The sequence below is a fragment of the Pseudomonas sp. C5pp genome (assembly GCF_000814065.1).
Taxonomy (GTDB): domain Bacteria; phylum Pseudomonadota; class Gammaproteobacteria; order Pseudomonadales; family Pseudomonadaceae; genus Aquipseudomonas; species Aquipseudomonas asiatica.
The window spans coordinates 14,721-30,796 of record NZ_JWLN01000003.1 but is presented as its reverse complement, the minus strand read 5'-3'; the positions used below and the strand labels follow the sequence as shown (position 1 = coordinate 30,796).

Here is a 16,076-nt window from a genome sequence, read left to right as displayed (position 1 = left end):
GCGGGAAATGCCGACCCCATCCGGCGTTTCCCGCTTTTTTTGCCTGGCAGAATTGCGTCGGCCTCTTCGCGGGCTCGCCCGCTCCCACAGAATCACCACAGCTCTTGAAAACTGTGCAGTACCTGTGGGAGCGGGCAAGCCCGCGAAGAGGCCGGTACAGGCGCCAGACAAATCAGCGCTTGCGCAGGATCACGCTACCAATCGAATACCCCGCACCAAACGAGCTCAACACCCCCAGCGAGCCCTTGGCCAGGTCGTCCTGGTACAGGTGGAAGGCAATCACCGACCCCGCCGAACTGGTGTTGGCATAACGGTCGAGAATCACCGGTGCATCCTCCTCGGCCACTTCGCGCCCCAGCAGCTTCTTGACGATCAGCTGGTTCATGCTGAGGTTGGCCTGGTGCAGCCAGAAGCGTTTCACATCGCTTGGTTGCAGCCCGTTTTCCTGCAGGTGCTCACCGATCAGCTCGGCCACCTTCGGGCACACCTCGCGGAACACCTTGCGGCCTTCCTGGATGAACAGCTTGTCCGCCGCGCCCTCGCCCTCTTCCGCCGCGCGGTTGAGGAAGCCGAAGTTGTTACGGATGTTGTTGGAGAACTCGGTCCACAGCTTGCTGCTGACGATGTCGAACTGGTGCGCCGAGGTGGCCTTGTCGGCACGCTCGAGCAGCACCGCAGTGGCAGCATCACCAAAGATGAAGTGGCTGTCGCGGTCACGGAAGTTCAGGTGGCCGGTGCACACCTCCGGGTTGACCATCAGCACCGCGCGCGCCTGGCCCAGGGCCACGCTGTTGGCGGCGGTCTGGATGCCGAAAGTGGCCGACGAGCAGGCCACGTTCATGTCGAAGGCAAAGCCCTGGATGCCCAGCGCCTGCTGCACTTCGATGGCGATGGCCGGGTACGGGCGCTGCAGGTTGGAGCAGGCGACGATCACCCCGTCGACATCGGCCGCCGTGCGACCGGCGCGCTCCAGGGCCTGGCGGGCAGCGGCCACGGCCATTTCGCAGAGCACCGAAGGTTGGTCGTTGGAGCGCTCGGGCAGACGCGGTTTCATGCGCTGCGGGTCGAGAATGCCGGCCTTGTCCATGACGAAGCGGCTCTTGATGCCCGAGGCCTTTTCGATGAACGCCGCATCGGACAGCGGCGCCGCCTCGACTTCACCGCGCTCGATGGCGGCGGCGTTGTCCTGGTTGAACTGCTGCGACCAGGTGTTGAAGGACGCCACCAGTTCTTCGTTGGAAATGCTCTGGGCCGGGGTGTACAGGCCGGTGCCGCTGATCACGACGTTATGCACGGTCGTTCCTCTGGTCAAAGGCCATCGCCACGGGGCGCTGGCTGGGAAACATGACAGGTTAATGGCACTTTAGTGCCAATTTAGGGGCGAGGGCTGCGCCCTCGTTCGCGGGTAAACCCGCTCCCACAGGGATTGCGCCGCTCCCGAGGACACTGCTGCACCTGTGGGAGCGGGTTTACCCGCGAAGGGGCCGCCAGGCGGCCCCAAATTGCATCAATATTGCCACATCTGCGGAAGTTTAGCCCTCCACCTGGCTCCATTGCTTGCTCAATCGCTTGTCGGAAATCGGCACCTTTGTCCCCAACTGCTGGGCAAACAGCGAAACCCGATATTCCTCCAGCCACCAGCGGTACACCGTCAGTTGCTCATCACGCTTGCCTTCCTGGGCATGCTTGTCGGCACGTGACTTGTACTGCGCCCACAGGTTGGCCAGCTCACCGCTCCACACCCGGTCCTTCTGCACCTGCGAACCCAGCTTCTCCAGGCGCAGTTCCACCGCCTTGAGGTAACGCGGCAGCTCCTTGAACCAGGCCCCGGGGGTTTCACGCACGAAGCCTGGGTACACCAGGTTGCCGAGCTGTTGCTTGATGTCGTTAAGCGCCACTGCCTGGCTCAGGTCGATCTTGCCCTTGAAGCGCTTCTGCAGCCCATGCCACAGCTTCAGCACTTCCAACGTCTGCCGTGCCAGGCGCTCGGCATGCTCGGCCCAGCTGCCGCGCTTGCGCTCGGCCAGGCCAGCCAGGGCCGCACCATCGCGTGGCAGCGGCTGTTCGCCTTCAAGGATGCAGCTGTCCAGGCTGGCCAGCAGAATATCCTCGACCAGCGCCTCGACCCGGCCCATTTCACGGTACAGCAGGCCCAGCTCGGTCAGCCCCGGCAGCTTGCCGCGCAGGTACTTGGCCGGCTCGGCCAGCTGCTGCAGCAACAGACGCTGCAACGCGCGGCGGTGCTGGAATTCGGCTTCGGCCTGGGTCGAGAAACGCCCTTCGCGCACGGTGCCGCCCTCTTCCACCAGTGCCGGGTACACGGTCATCGACAGGCCGGCGATCTTCTGCTGCGCGGTCTGCTTAACCTCGCTGAAAGCCTTGGCCTGTACCGGCTGCTCGCTCTTGGCGTCACGCGGCACGGCCAACGCTGCCTGGCTGGCTGCAGCAAAGCGCGCGGTCAGCTCGGCCAGGTCGCGGCCTTCACCCAGGAACTTGCCCTGGCCATCGACCACTTCGATGTTCATGCGCAGGTGGCCTTCGACCAGGTTGACCGACTCGTCCCATGCCTCGTCGGGCACACGGGCGCCGGTCATGCGCAGCAGTTCCTGGCCCAGGGCCTGCGGCAATGCGCCCTGGCCGAAGGTCATGCGCGCCAGCGAGGCCTTGACGAAGTCCGGCACCGGCACAAAGTTCTTGCGCAGCGCCTTGGGCAGGTTGCGCACCAGCGCCACGCACTTGGCTTCCAGCAGGCCGGGCACAAGCCATTCCAGGCGCTCGCCCGGCAAGCTCGGCAGCAGCGGCGCCGGTACCCGCACGGTCACGCCATCGCGGGGGTGCCCGGGCTCGAAGTGGTAACTCAGCGGCAGGCGAAGCTCGCCCACCTGCAGGCTGTCGGGGTACTGCGCGGCGGTGACTTCGCTGGCCTCGCGGGCCAGCACGTCTTCCTCGCGCATGATCAGCAGGTTGGCGTCCTTCTGGCTGCCCATGCGGTACCAGCTGTCGAAGGTCGCCGTCTGGTGGATTTCCGCAGGCAGACGCGCTTCGTAGAAGGCATACAGCGTCTCTTCGTCGGCCAGGATGTCACGGCGGCGGGCCTTGGCCTCCAGCTCGTCGAGCTCTTCCAGCAGGCGCTTGTTGGCCGCCAGGCACTTGGCCCGCGACTGGATTTCGCCACCCACCAGGCCTTCGCGGATGAACAGCTCGCGGGAGGTGACCGGGTCGATCGGGCCGAAATGCACAGGCCGACGGCCGACCAGGATCAGGCCGTACAGAGTGATCTGCTCGTAGGCCACCACCTGCCCGCGCTTCTTCTCCCAATGCGGTTCGAAGTGGTTCTTCTTGACCAGGTGGCCGGCCAACGGCTCGATCCAGTCCGGCTCGATCCTGGCCACCATGCGGGCGTACAGCTTGGTGGTTTCGACCAGCTCGGCAGCCATTACCCACTGTGGGCGCTTGCGCCCCAGGCCCGACGACGGGTGCACCCAGAAGCGCCGCTGGCGGGCGCCCTGGTAGTCGCCCTCTTCAGTCTTCTGGCCGATCTGGCTGAGCAGGCCACTGAGAATGGCCTTGTGCATTTTCGGGTAGTCGGACGGGTCCTTGTTTACCGTCAACTGCAGGTCACGGCAGATCAGCGCCAGCTGGCGATGGGCATCGCGCCATTCGCGCAGGCGCAGGTAGTTCAGGAAGTTCTTGCGGCACCAGTTGCGCAGCGGGTTGGCGGTCAGCGCCTGGCGCTGTTCCTCGAAGCCACGCCACAGGTTGACCAACGCGGCGAAGTCGGAATCCACGTCCTTCCATTGCGCGTGCGCCTGGTCGGCGGCCTGCTGGCGCTCCGGCGGGCGTTCGCGCGGGTCTTGCACCGACAGCGCACTGGTGACGATCAGCACTTCCTGCAGGCTGCCCAGGCGGGCGCCTTCGAGCAGCATGCGGCCCAGCCGCGGGTCGATCGGCAGGCGCGCCAGTTGGCGACCGATCGGGGTCAGCTGGTTTTCGCGGTTGACCGCCGACAGCTCCTGCAGCAGGTTGAAACCATCGCTGATGGCCTTGCCATCCGGCGGCTCGATGAACGGGAAGGCGTCGATTGCGCCCAGGCGCAGGTGCAGCATCTGCAGGATCACTGCCGCCAGGTTGGTGCGCAGGATCTCCGGGTCGGTGAACGCCGGCCGGCTGTTGAAATCCTCTTCGCTGTACAGGCGCACGCAGATACCCGGCTCGACCCGGCCGCAGCGGCCCTTGCGCTGGTTGGCACTGGCCTGCGACACGGCCTCGATCGGCAGGCGCTGCACCTTGGCGCGGTAGCTGTAGCGGCTGATGCGCGCGGTACCGGTATCGATCACGTAGCGGATGCCCGGCACGGTCAGCGAGGTTTCCGCAACGTTGGTGGCCAGCACCACACGGCGCCCGGTGTGTGGCTGGAAGATGCGCTGCTGCTCGGCCGGCGACAGGCGCGCGTACAACGGCAGGATCTCGGTGTGGCGCAGTTGCGCCTTGCGCAAGATCTCGGCGGCATCACGGATCTCGCGCTCGCCCGGCAGGAAGATCAGCACATCGCCGGGGCCCTTGCCCTCACTCCGCTCGTGGTGCGCCAACTCATCCAGCGTGGCGAGGATGGCCTGGTCGACGGTGAGGTCGTCCTCGATCTGGTTGCCCTCCTCGTCCTGCTCGCTGGTCAGCGGGCGGTACCAGGTTTCCACCGGGAAGGTACGCCCGGACACCTCGATGATCGGCGCGCCGTCGAAGTGTTTGGAGAAGCGTTCCAGGTCGATGGTCGCCGAGGTGATGATCAGCTTCAGGTCCGGGCGGCGGTGCAGCAGGGTCTTCAGGTAGCCGAGCAGGAAGTCGATGTTCAGGCTGCGTTCGTGGGCTTCGTCGACGATGATCGTGTCGTAGCGCTCGAGGAAACGGTCGTGTTGGGTTTCGGCCAGCAGAATGCCGTCGGTCATCAGCTTGACCAGGGTGTTGGCGTCGCTCTGGTCTTCGAAACGCACCTGGTAGCCGACCAGCCCGCCCAGCGGCGTGCCCAGCTCTTCGGCGACCCGCGCGGCAACGCTGCGGGCGGCGATCCGGCGTGGCTGGGTGTGGGCGATCAGGCCATGGCTGCCACGGCCCAGTTCGAGACAGATCTTCGGCAACTGGGTGGTCTTGCCCGAGCCGGTTTCGCCGGCGATAACCAGCACCTGGTTCTCGGCCAGGGCCTTCTTGATTTCGTCACGCTTGGCAGCGATTGGCAGGCTGTCGTCGTAGCGCACGGTCGGCACGCTCTGCTGGCGCGCGGTGACCTGGGCGCAGGACGCCTGGACCTTTTCCACCCACTGCGCCAGCTTCGCCTCGTCGGGGCGCTTGCGCAGTTCGTGCAATTGCCGGCGCAGGCGATGGCGGTCGGCGATCATGGCGTGGTCGAGGTTTTGCAGCAGTTTGTCGATGGCGTGGTCAGTCATGGGGCTTTTTAGTGATGCAGGTGGGCCTGCTTTTTCATGATCGGCATTCGAAGGATGCGCGATTGTCGCAGATTTGCCGGTTCTCTGCTGCCTGTGACGGCCTCTTCGCGGGTAGACCCGCTCCTACAGGGACCGCACAGCACCCAGCCTTGATGCAATCCTGTAGGAGCGGGTTTACCCGCGAAGAGGCCAGGTGCAACGGCACAAATGTTTAGCCAGGTGCGATGTAAAGGTTGCCATTCACTGCTTTAATCAACCTTACGCCGCATGTGAGTATCAAAGGCATGACTCCCGTCCAGCCCATCGCCCAACCGTCGTCCCGCCCTTCGCAAGCGAAGGCCCGGCGCCGTGCCGGTGAGAATCCGCTGGTCCACATCATCCTCGCCTTCTGGGCCCTGTGGCACTGCCGTCACGCACGCCCACCGGATTTCTCGCTCACGCCGTTGTGACCAGACCCGGCCGTCTTCCGGCCGTTTGACTCAGCCGGGCCGCCAGCATACGCGGTGGCCCGTGCGCCCGTGAGCGAATCCATCATGCACTTTGCACCTGTAGAGCAGGCCAGCCGTTTTCTGGCCGACAACCCCGATATCGAACTGTTCGAACTGTTCATCCTCGACGCCAATGGCGTACCGCGCGGCAAGCTGCTGCACCGCGAGGAACTGTTGGCCGTGTACCAGACCGGCCGGCCGCTGCCCAGCACCATTCTCGGCCTGACCCTGAACGGCGACGACGTGGAAAACTCCGGCCTGGTGTGGGACGTGGGCGATATCGACTGCCGCGCCTACCCGCTTGAAGGCAGCCTGGTGCGCCTGCCCTGGCGCCGGGTGCCGACCGCCGCGGTGCAGGTGAGCATGCACCCGAACGAGGGCCTGCCGGCCAGCATCGCCGACCCGCGCCATGTGCTGCTGCGTACCATCGAGGCGTTGAAGGCCGACGGCTACCATCCGGTGATGGCCTGCGAGCTGGAGTTCTACCTGCTGGACCAGCAACCTGATGCCCAGGGCCGCCCGCAACCGGCACTGGACAATGACGGCGGCCGCCCACGCACCACCCAGGTGTATGGCCTGCGCGAACTGGAGCAGATCGAGCCGTTCCTTGCCGACCTCTACGCCGCCTGCAAGGCCCAGGGCATCCCGGCGCGCACGGCGATTTCGGAATACGCCCCCGGCCAGGTGGAAATCACCCTCGAGCACGGCGACGCTCTGCAGGCGATGGACCAGGCCGTGCGCTACAAGCGCCTGGTCAAAGGCATTGCCCATGCCCATGGCATGCAGGCCTGCTTCATGGCCAAGCCGTTCGCGCAACTGGCCGGCACCGGCATGCACATGCACCTGAGCCTGGCCGACAGCGCCGGCAACAACCTGTTCGCCAGTGAGGACAAAGCCGGTACCCCGCTGCTGCGCCAGGCCGTGGCAGGCATGTTGCGACACCTGCGCGACTCGCTGCTGCTGTTCTGCCCCAACGCCAACTCGTTCCGCCGCTTCCAGGCCAACAGCTACGCCCCGCTGGCGCCAACCTGGGGCGTCGACAACCGCACCGTGAGCTTGCGCATACCGGGCGGTCCGGCCAACAGCCGGCACGTGGAGCACCGCATCTGCGGCGCCGATGCCAACCCCTACCTGGCCGCTGCGGCGATCCTTGCCGCCAGCCACTGGGGCATTCGCCAACAGCTGGAACCGGGGGCACCGGTGGAAGGCAATGGCTATGCCCAGGCCACCGAACACCTGCCCACCGACTGGCTGACTGCCCTCGACGCCCTGCAGCAATCGAGCTGGGCTCGCGAAGCACTGGGCGAGGACTTCCTTGGCGTGTACCTGAAGGTCAAGCGCGCCGAGTACCGCCAGTTCATGGCCGAAGTCAGTGAGCAGGACTGGCGCTGGTACCTGCACCAGGCCTGATCCCCGGATAACAAGGAACACCCATGAATGCAGCATTGAACAAAGGGCCGGCGCAACGCGCGCCGTCCTACTACAGCGCCACCCTCAACGACCACACCGAATACCCACAGCTCAAGGGCACGGTACAGGTGGATGTGGCGATCATCGGCGGCGGCTTCACCGGCGTGGCCACGGCGGTGGAGCTGGCCGAGCGTGGCCTGAAGGTGGCCATCGTCGAAACCAACCGCATCGGCTGGGGTGCCAGCGGGCGCAACGGCGGCCAGGTCACCGGCAGCCTGTCGGGCGACGAAGCCATGCGCTCGCAGATGCGCAACCGCCTCGGTACCGAGGTCGATGACTTCATCTGGCACTTGCGTTGGCGCGGCCACCAGGTGATCGAGCAGCGCGTGGCGCGCTACAGCATCGACTGCGACCTCAAGCGCGGCCACCTGCACGCGGCCATGAAGCCCTCGCACATGAACGAGCTGCGCGCATTCGAAGCCGAGGCCCGGCGGCGCGGCATGGGCGAGCAGGTGCAACTGCTGGACCGCAATGGCATGGCCGAGCACCTGCAAAGCCCGCTGTACCTGGGCGCGCTGAAAAACCTGCGCAACCTGCACCTGCACCCGCTCAACCTCTGCCTGGGCGAGGCCCGTGCTGCCCATGGCCTGGGGGCGCTGATTTTCGAAAACTCCGAAGTGCTGGACATCGTCCACGGCCCGCGCCCGGCGGTGGTCACTGCCCACGGGCGGGTCGAGGCGCGCCAGGTGATGCTGGCCGGCGATGTGTACCACAAACTGGAAAAGCGCCAGCTCAAGGGCAAGATCTTCCCGGCCATGGGCGGCATCGTCACTACCGCACCGCTGGGGGAACTGGCCGAACAGATCAACCCGCAGGACCTGGCGGTATACGACTGCCGCTTCGTGCTCGATTACTACCGGCTGACCGCCGACAAGCGCCTGCTGTTTGGCGGTGGCGCCAACTATTCCGGCCGTGATTCACGGGATATCGAAGGCGAACTGCGCCCGTGCATCGAGCGCACCTTCCCGGCGTTGAAAGGTGTGCCGATCGAATTCCAGTGGAGCTGCGCCATGGGCATCGTGGTCAACCGCATCCCGCAGCTGGGCAAGCTGTCGGACAACGTTTGGTATTGCCAGGGTTATTCGGGGCACGGCATTGCCACCAGCCACATCATGGGCGAGATCATGGCCGAAGCGTTGACCGGGACGCTGGAGAAGTTCGACACCTTCGCCCAGTGCAAGCATGTGCGGGTGCCGATGGGGGACTTGCTGGGCAATCCGCTGCTGGCGGCGGGGATGTGGTACTACCAGATGCTGGAGAAACTGCGCTGAACCTGAGGCCTGCGCAACCTCTGTAGGAGCGGCCTCGTGTCGCGATCGGGCCGCGAAGCGGCCCCAGCAATTTCAGCATCACGGCTGAAAACCTGGGGCCGCTTCGCGACCCGATCGCGACACAAGGCCGCTCCTACACAGACCGCGCTGGCTGGGCGTCAGGCGATCTTCTTCAAGCCCTGTTTCTTCAGCTCTTCATCGCGCAGCTCACGGCGCAGAATCTTGCCAACGTTGGTAGTTGGCAGCGCGTCGCGGAACTCGATCTGGCGCGGGACCTTGTAGCCGGTGACGTTGGCGCGCATGTGCTCCATCACCTGTTCCTTGGTCAGGGTCATGCCCGGCTTGACCACGATGAACACCTTGATCACTTCACCGGACTTCTCGTCCGGCACGCCGATGGCCGCGCACTGAAGCACGCCCGGCAGGGCCGCCAGAACATCTTCCAGCTCGTTGGGGTAAACGTTGAAGCCCGAGACCAGGATCATGTCCTTCTTGCGGTCGACGATGCGCATGTAACCATCCGGCTGGATCACGGCGATGTCGCCGGTCTTCAGCCAGCCATCGCTGTCGAGAATCTCGGCAGTGGCCTCCTCACGCTGCCAGTAGCCCTTCATCACCTGCGGGCCCTTGACGCACAACTCGCCCACCTCGCCCAGCGGCAGCTCGTTGCCGTTGTCGTCGATGACCTTGCACAGGGTGGACGGCACCGGAATACCGATGGTGCCGACCTGGTTGGCCTCCGCCGGGTTCACCGCAGCCACCGGGCTGGTCTCGGTCATGCCATAACCTTCGCAGATGGCGCAGCCGGTCACGGCCTTCCAGCGCTCGGCCACGCTCAGTTGCAGGGCCATGCCGCCAGAAAGGGTGATCTTCAGCGCCGAGAAGTCCAGGGCACGGAACGCCTCGTTGTTGCACAAGGCAACGAACAGGGTGTTGAGGCCGACGAAGCCGCTGAACTTCCACTTGCCCAGTTCCTTGACCATGGCTGGCAGGTCACGCGGGTTGCTGATCAGCACGTTGTGGTTGCCGATCAGCATCATTGCCATGCAATGGAAGGTAAAGGCGTAGATGTGGTACAGCGGCAGCGGGGTGATGAGGATTTCGCAGCCTTCGTGCAGGTTGGAGCCCATCAGCGCCCGGCACTGCAGCATGTTGGCCACCAGGTTGCGGTGGGTCAGCATCGCGCCCTTGGCCACGCCGGTGGTACCACCGGTGTACTGCAGCACCGCCACGTCGTTGGCCTGCGGGTTGGCCTCGGTCACCGGCTGGCCCTTGCCCTGCGCCAGAGCGTCGTTGAAGCGTACGGCACGCGGCAGGTTGTAGGCCGGCACCATCTTCTTCACGTACTTGATCACGCTGTTGATCAGCAGGCGCTTGAGCGGCGGCAGCAGGTCGGCCACTTCGGTGACGATGACGTGCCTGACCTGGGTCTTGGGCACTACCTTCTCGGCCAGGTGGGCCATGTTGGCCAGGCACACCAAGGCCTTGGCGCCGGAGTCGTTGAACTGGTGTTCCATTTCCCGTGCGGTGTACAGCGGGTTGGTGTTGACCACGATCAGCCCGGCACGCATGGCACCGAATACCGCTACCGGGTATTGCAGTACGTTAGGCAGCTGCACGGCAATGCGGTCACCCGGCTTGAGGTCGGTATGCTGCTGCAACCAGGCGGCAAACGCTCCCGACAGCGCATACAGCTCGCCATAAGTGATAGTCTTGCCCAGGTTGCTAAAGGCCGGTTTGTCGGCAAAGCGTTGGCAGGATTGCTTGAGTACCGCCTGGATATTGGGGAATTCGTCAGGATTGATTTCCGCCGTAATCCCGGCTGGGTACTTATCCTTCCAAAAATTTTCGATCATGGAAGCCCACTCCTTCAGCAACAGCGAAGTTCGATTCACGCGTCGATGCGCTTATTATTGATATGGGATGACGGCTCGTTGCAAACCGGATCATCTGAAAGCGGGCCGAGAGTAACAGCTTTGCCTGGGGTCGCCTAGAGGCCAAAACAGGCCTCACGGTCACAAAAATGACTCAATGAACAATACAGGTCATTTTTAGAGTAATTATCCAAAATGTCGCAGATCGGGCTGTGATCAGCCTGTTAGAGCGGCTTTAAGGCATTCGCGGGTGAACCCGCTCCTACACTGGACGGTGTAGGAGCGGGTTCACCCGCGAAGAAGCCAACCCGGTATCAAGCTATGTCGCGCAGCTCCCGCCGCAGGATCTTGCCCACCGGCGTCATCGGCAACGACTCGCGCAGCACAATGTGCTTGGGCACCTTGTAGCCGGTGAAGTTGGCCTTGCAGTAGGCCTTCAGCTCATCCACGCTCAGCCCGCCCTCGCGCGGCACCACGAACAGCTTCACCGCCTCGCCGGAGCGCTCGTCCGGTACGCCGATGGCCGCGCAGTTGGCGACCTTGGGATGGCCCATCACCACATCCTCGATCTCGTTGGGGTACACGTTGAAACCCGAGACGATGATCATGTCCTTCTTGCGGTCGACAATGCGGGTGAAGCCGTCCGGGTCGATCACCGCGATGTCGCCGGTCTTGAACCAGCCCTCCGCATCCAGGGCCTGGGCCGTGGCCTCGGGCTGCTGCCAGTAGCCTTTCATCACCTGCGGGCCCTTGATGCACAGCTCGCCCCGCTCGCCCAGCGGCAGCTCGTTGCCGTCATCGTCGATCACCTTGAAGGCGGTGCCCGCCACCGGGATGCCCACCGTACCCAGACGCGCCAGCTGGCCATAGGGGTTGGTGCTGGCCACCGGCGAGGTTTCGGTCAGGCCGTAGCCTTCGACGATGCGGCAACCGGTAAGCGCCTCCCAGCGCTCGGCGGTGGCCTTGACCAGTGCGGTGCCGCCGGAGTTGGTGACCTTCAGCGCCGAAAAGTCGAGCTGGCGGAAGCCCGGGTGGTCCATCAGTGCGACGAACAGCGTGTTCAGCCCCAGCAAGGCGGAGAAACGCCATTTGCCCAGCTCCTTGATGAAGCCGGAAATATCCCGCGGGTTGGTGATCAGCACGTTGTGGTTGCCGGTAACCATCATGCACATGCAATTCGCGGTAAAGGCATAGATGTGGTAAAGCGGCAGCGGCGCGATCATCACCTCTTGGCCGTCCTTGATCAGCTTCTGCCCGTCCGGCCCGTGCTGCGAGAAGCAGGCCAGCACCTGCAGCATGTTGGCCACCAGGTTGCCGTGGGTGAGCATGGCGCCCTTGGCCAGGCCGGTGGTGCCACCGGTGTATTGCAGCACGGCAGTGTCGTCCAGGCTGAGCGGCACCGGCTTGTGCGACAGCTCGCGGCCCTGGCGCAGCACCTGCTTGAACGACACAGCCTGGGGCAGCTGGTAGGCCGGCACCATCTTCTTGACCTTGTCGACCACGGTGTTGACCAGCCAGCCCTTGGCGGTGGGTAGCAGGTCGCCCATCCTCGCCTCGATCAGGTACTCGATGCCGGTATCGGGCAACACCTCCTGCACGCGCTTGCCGAACATGTTCAGGTACACCAGCGCACGCGCGCCGCTGTCCTTGAACTGGTGGCGCATCTCGCGCTCGGTGTACAGCGGGTTGGTGTTGACCACGATCAGGCCAGCGCGCAGGGCACCGAACACAGCGATGGGGTATTGCAGCACATTGGGCATCTGCACCGCGATGCGGTCGCCCGGCTTGAGGTCGGTGCGCTGCTGCAGCCAGGCGGCGAAGGCCGCCGAATGGCGTTCCAGGTCCGCGTAGGTCAGGGTCACGCCCAAATTGCTGAAGGCCGGGCGGTCGGCGAAGCGTTTGCAGGAGCGCTCGAACACCTCGACGACCGAGGTGTAGGCATTGATGTCGATGGTGGAAGGCACGCCCGCCGGGCGCTTGTCATTCCAGAAGTCGGCTTGCATTTATTATTGTTCCTCTGCCTGGACCTGCTGTGAGTCCTGTAATCCTTTCACCTGCCCGCCCGAAAGCGAAAAGGCGTTGATCCGACGTTAGCAGGTAAGCCCAAGGTGGCATATACGCCAAGTGCCGCCATTAACATTGTGAATCTTATTTGTGCCCTTCCTGCAATCCGGTCGGTTGTGCATACACTGTTCGGGTACCTGTGCGCACAAGGACCCGCCATGCCTCACGACGCCTTCTGGCTACCCGCCAGCGAGCACTGCAGCCTGTATGTGCACCAATGGTTGCCGGCCACACCGGTAAAAGCCGTGGTGCTGCTGGCCCATGGCATGGCCGAGCACGCCGGGCGCTACCAGCACCTGGGCCATGCCTTGAGCGAGGTCGGCTTCGCCCTGTTCGCCCCCGACCAGCGCGGCCATGGACGCACGGCCGAGCTGGGCAGCCTCGGCCTGTTCGCCCGCCATCATGGCTGGAATGCCGTGGTCAACGACATCGGGCTGCTGGCCCAGCACATTGGTCAGCAATTCCCGTGCACGCCGCTGTTCCTGTTCGGCCACAGCATGGGCAGCTACATCGCCCAGGCCTACCTGCTGCACCACAGTGGCAGCCTGCACGGGGCGATCCTTAGTGGTTCCAACTACCAGCCGGCAGCGCTCTACCGTGTGGCGCGCCTGATTGCCCGGCTGGAGGCCTGGCGCCAAGGGCCGCTGGGAAAGAGCGCGCTCATAGAGTGGTTGTCGTTCGGCTCGTTCAACAAGGCTTTCAAGCCCAACCGCACGGCGTTCGACTGGCTCAGCCGCGACCCGGCGCAGGTCGACCTGTATGTCAACGACCCGCTCTGCGGCTTTCGCTGCAGCAACCAGTTGTGGCTCGACCTGCTGCAAGGCTTGGCGCAGATCAGCCAGCCGAGTAACCTCGCGCAGATCGATCCTAACCTGCCGCTGCTGGTGATAGGTGGTGAATGTGATCCGGTCAGTGCCGGCAAGCGTCTCACCCATCTGGCCGACGCCCTGCGCGCGACCGGCAATCGACATGTACAGCTGCGCGTCTACCCTGAGGCGCGGCACGAAGTACTCAACGAAACCAACCGTGACGAGGTCACCAGCGATATCCTTGGCTGGCTTGAACAGGCACTGGCCCTTGGCCGCCCTGTGCGCAGTGAATGATAGCCGCCCTCGCCTACCCCTTAAGGAAGCCCCGATGTCCCAGGTCACCAACACACCTTACGAAGCCCTCGAAGTCGGCCAGAAGGCCGAGTACAAAAAGTCGGTCGAAGAACGCGACATCCAGTTGTTCGCCGCGATGTCCGGTGACCACAACCCTGTACACCTGGACGCCGAGTTCGCTGCCAAGAGCATGTTCCGCGAGCGCATTGCCCATGGCATGTTCAGCGGCGCGCTGATCAGTGCTGCAGTGGCCTGCACCTTGCCTGGCCCTGGCACCATCTACCTGGGCCAGCAGATGAGCTTCCAGAAGCCGGTGAAAATTGGCGATACCCTGACCGTGCGCCTGGAAATCCTGGAGAAGCTGCCCAAGTTCAAGGTGCGCATCGCCACCAATGTGTACAACCAGAATGATGAGCTGGTGGTTCAGGGTGAGGCCGAGATCCTCGCACCGCGCAAGCAGCAGACCGTCGAGCTGGTTTCGCCGCCGAATTTTGTGGCTAGCTGAAGATTGATGCAGGCAGTACCGGCCCTTTCGCGGGTAAACCCGCTCCCACATGGACCTCACAGCATCAAGCCGTGACGCAATCCTGTGGGAGCGGGCGTGCCCGCGAAGAGGCCAGTCCAGCCAACATCATTCAATAGCCTGCAACCGCCGCTCGATATGCCTGCGCTCCGGTTCCTGCCGGGTCAACGCCAGCGCCTGCCGCCAGGCCGCCCGGGCCTCTTCCATATGCCCCAGCTGGTAATGCAGCTCACCCCGCGTCGCATGCGCCAGGTGATAGTCCAGCAACTCTCCCCGCGCCAGAATCCCTTCGACCTCCCGCAGGCCAACCTCCGGCCCATCCCGCTTCGCCAGCGCCACGGCCCTGTTCAGTTCAACCACAGCTGACGGCCAATGCCGCTGCAGCACGTCATACAGCCCGACGATCTCCGCCCAGTCGGTCGCTTCGGCTGTAGCCGCTTCGGCATGCACCGCGGCAATCGCCGCCTGCACGGTATAGGCCCCGAACGCCCGGCTTTGCAAGGCCTGGCGCACCAGTTCGCAACCTTCGGCAATGCGTTGCCGGTCCCACAGGCTACGGTCCTGCTGCTCCAGCAACACCAAGTTACCCCGGCCATCGGTACGCGCCCGCTGCCGGGATGCCTGCAGCAACATCAAGGCCAGCAGGCCGACCGCCTCCGGGTCGGGCAGCAACTGCACCAGCAGCCGCGCCAGGCGTATGGCTTCATCGCTCAGTTCCTGCTGCAACAGCGCCTCGCCCGACGACGCCGAATAGCCCTCGTTGAACACCAGGTAGATCACCCGCAGCACACTCTCCAGGCGCTCGGGCAGTTCGTTCAGTTCCGGCACCTGGTAAGGGATGCCGGCATCGCGGATCTTGGCCTTGGCGCGCACGATACGCTGGGCGATGGTGGCCGGGCTCTGCAGGAAAGCACGGGCGATCTGCTCGGTGGTCAGGTCGCAGACTTCACGCAGGGTCAGCGGCACCTGGGCATCGGCGGACAAGGCCGGGTGGCAGCAGGTGAAGATCAGCCGCAGACGGTCGTCGGCCAGCAGTTCTTCCTCGCTGGGGTCCTGCGCCTGGCCGTCGAGCAGCATGCTCAGGTCCGCCTGGGAACGGTCGAATCGGGCGCGCCGGCGCAGCGCATCGATGGCCTTGAAGCGGCCGGTGGACACCAGCCACGCCCGCGGGTTATCGGGGATACCGTCGCGCTGCCAGCGCTCGACGGCGATGAAGAAGGCATCGTGCATGGCCTCCTCGGCCAGGTCGAAATCACCCAGCAGGCGGATCAGCGTCGCCAGGATGCGCCGTGACTCGTTTCGGTAGACCGCCTCGACCTCGGCGCGCACCTGCGCCAGTGCCGTCATCAGTCGGGCATCCGCTGGGTCACTACCTCCACCAGGCGGTCCAGGCTTTCTCCCCAGCCCTGGTGGAAGCCCATTTCCTCATGGGCGCGGCAGTCGGCGGCATTCCAGTGCCAGGCGCGGGCGGTGTAGCGGGTTTTGCCTTGCTCCTCGTCAAAACTGATCACGGCAGTCATGAACGCCTTGTCCGAAGGCACCCAGCCTGGGCCGAAGGCATCGGTGAACACCAGCCGTCGCGGCGCAGCAATCTCCAGGAATACGCCCTGGTTCGGGTAATCGCTGCCATCCGGCGCCCGCATCACGGTGCGGAACAGGCCACCGATCCACAACTGCATCTCACATTCCGGGGTGGTCATGCCGTGCGGCCCCCACCATTGCATCAGCCACTGAGGGTCGGTCCAGGCGCGGAACACCTTGGACGGCGGTGCGTCGATCAGGCGATTGATGGACAACTCGTGTTGCACTTGCGCGGGGTGTGCCAGGCTCATGCTGGGAAGTCTC

10 protein-coding genes are annotated in these 16,076 nt (G+C 64.4%); 4 read left to right on the top strand and 6 right to left on the bottom strand.

Annotation, left to right across the window (positions count from 1 at the left end; translation table 11 throughout):
* Positions 1-172: 172 nt before the first annotated feature.
* Both RR51_RS03010 and hrpA read right to left on the bottom strand, forming a co-directional pair.
* Entirely contained in the window at positions 173-1,294 is a 1,122-nt protein-coding gene (locus tag RR51_RS03010) for a beta-ketoacyl-ACP synthase III (RefSeq protein ID WP_039612583.1), read from the bottom strand.
* Between the two features lie 238 nt (positions 1,295-1,532).
* Positions 1,533-5,438, bottom strand: coding sequence for an ATP-dependent RNA helicase HrpA (gene hrpA / locus RR51_RS03005; RefSeq protein WP_039612582.1), 3,906 nt, complete (start codon positions 5,436-5,438; stop codon positions 1,533-1,535).
* A gap of 533 nt (positions 5,439-5,971) precedes the next feature.
* Here hrpA and RR51_RS03000 point away from each other — a divergent pair.
* Both RR51_RS03000 and RR51_RS02995 read left to right on the top strand, forming a co-directional pair.
* Entirely contained in the window at positions 5,972-7,336 is a 1,365-nt protein-coding gene (locus RR51_RS03000) for a glutamine synthetase family protein (RefSeq protein WP_039612581.1), read from the top strand.
* Positions 7,337-7,359: 23 nt separating this feature from the next.
* Positions 7,360-8,667 carry an NAD(P)/FAD-dependent oxidoreductase gene (locus RR51_RS02995; protein ID WP_039612580.1) on the top strand — a complete coding sequence of 436 codons (1,308 nt, stop codon included), beginning with the start codon at positions 7,360-7,362 and terminating at the stop codon, positions 8,665-8,667.
* A gap of 158 nt (positions 8,668-8,825) precedes the next feature.
* On the opposite strand, the gene fadD1 is transcribed toward RR51_RS02995, so the two are convergent.
* Positions 8,826-10,523, bottom strand: a complete 1,698-nt coding sequence (fadD1, locus tag RR51_RS02990; protein WP_023663600.1) for a long-chain-fatty-acid--CoA ligase FadD1 — start codon at positions 10,521-10,523, stop codon at positions 8,826-8,828.
* A gap of 332 nt (positions 10,524-10,855) precedes the next feature.
* On the bottom strand, positions 10,856-12,544 hold the full coding sequence (gene fadD2, locus RR51_RS02985) for a long-chain-fatty-acid--CoA ligase FadD2 (RefSeq protein ID WP_039612579.1): 1,689 nt from the start codon (positions 12,542-12,544) through the stop codon (positions 10,856-10,858).
* A 219-nt stretch (positions 12,545-12,763) separates the two neighbouring features.
* Here fadD2 and RR51_RS02980 point away from each other — a divergent pair, with 219 nt between their 5' ends.
* Entirely contained in the window at positions 12,764-13,708 is a 945-nt protein-coding gene (locus RR51_RS02980; RefSeq protein ID WP_039612578.1) for an alpha/beta hydrolase, read from the top strand.
* Positions 13,709-13,742: 34 nt separating this feature from the next.
* Positions 13,743-14,213 carry a MaoC family dehydratase gene (locus RR51_RS02975; protein ID WP_012273633.1) on the top strand — a complete coding sequence of 157 codons (471 nt, stop codon included), beginning with the start codon at positions 13,743-13,745 and terminating at the stop codon, positions 14,211-14,213.
* Positions 14,214-14,339: 126 nt separating this feature from the next.
* Here the strand turns inward: RR51_RS02975 and RR51_RS02970 are convergent, their stop codons facing one another.
* Together RR51_RS02970 and RR51_RS02965 are read right to left on the bottom strand one after the other, a co-directional pair.
* Positions 14,340-15,578 carry an RNA polymerase sigma factor gene (locus RR51_RS02970; RefSeq protein ID WP_039612577.1) on the bottom strand — a complete coding sequence of 413 codons (1,239 nt, stop codon included), beginning with the start codon at positions 15,576-15,578 and terminating at the stop codon, positions 14,340-14,342.
* Positions 15,578-16,063 (bottom strand): SRPBCC family protein, encoded by a 486-nt coding sequence (locus tag RR51_RS02965; protein ID WP_004375750.1) that lies wholly within the window; start codon positions 16,061-16,063, stop codon positions 15,578-15,580. Before RR51_RS02965 ends, RR51_RS02970 begins: the two co-directional genes overlap by 1 nt.
* Positions 16,064-16,076 lie beyond the last annotated feature (13 nt).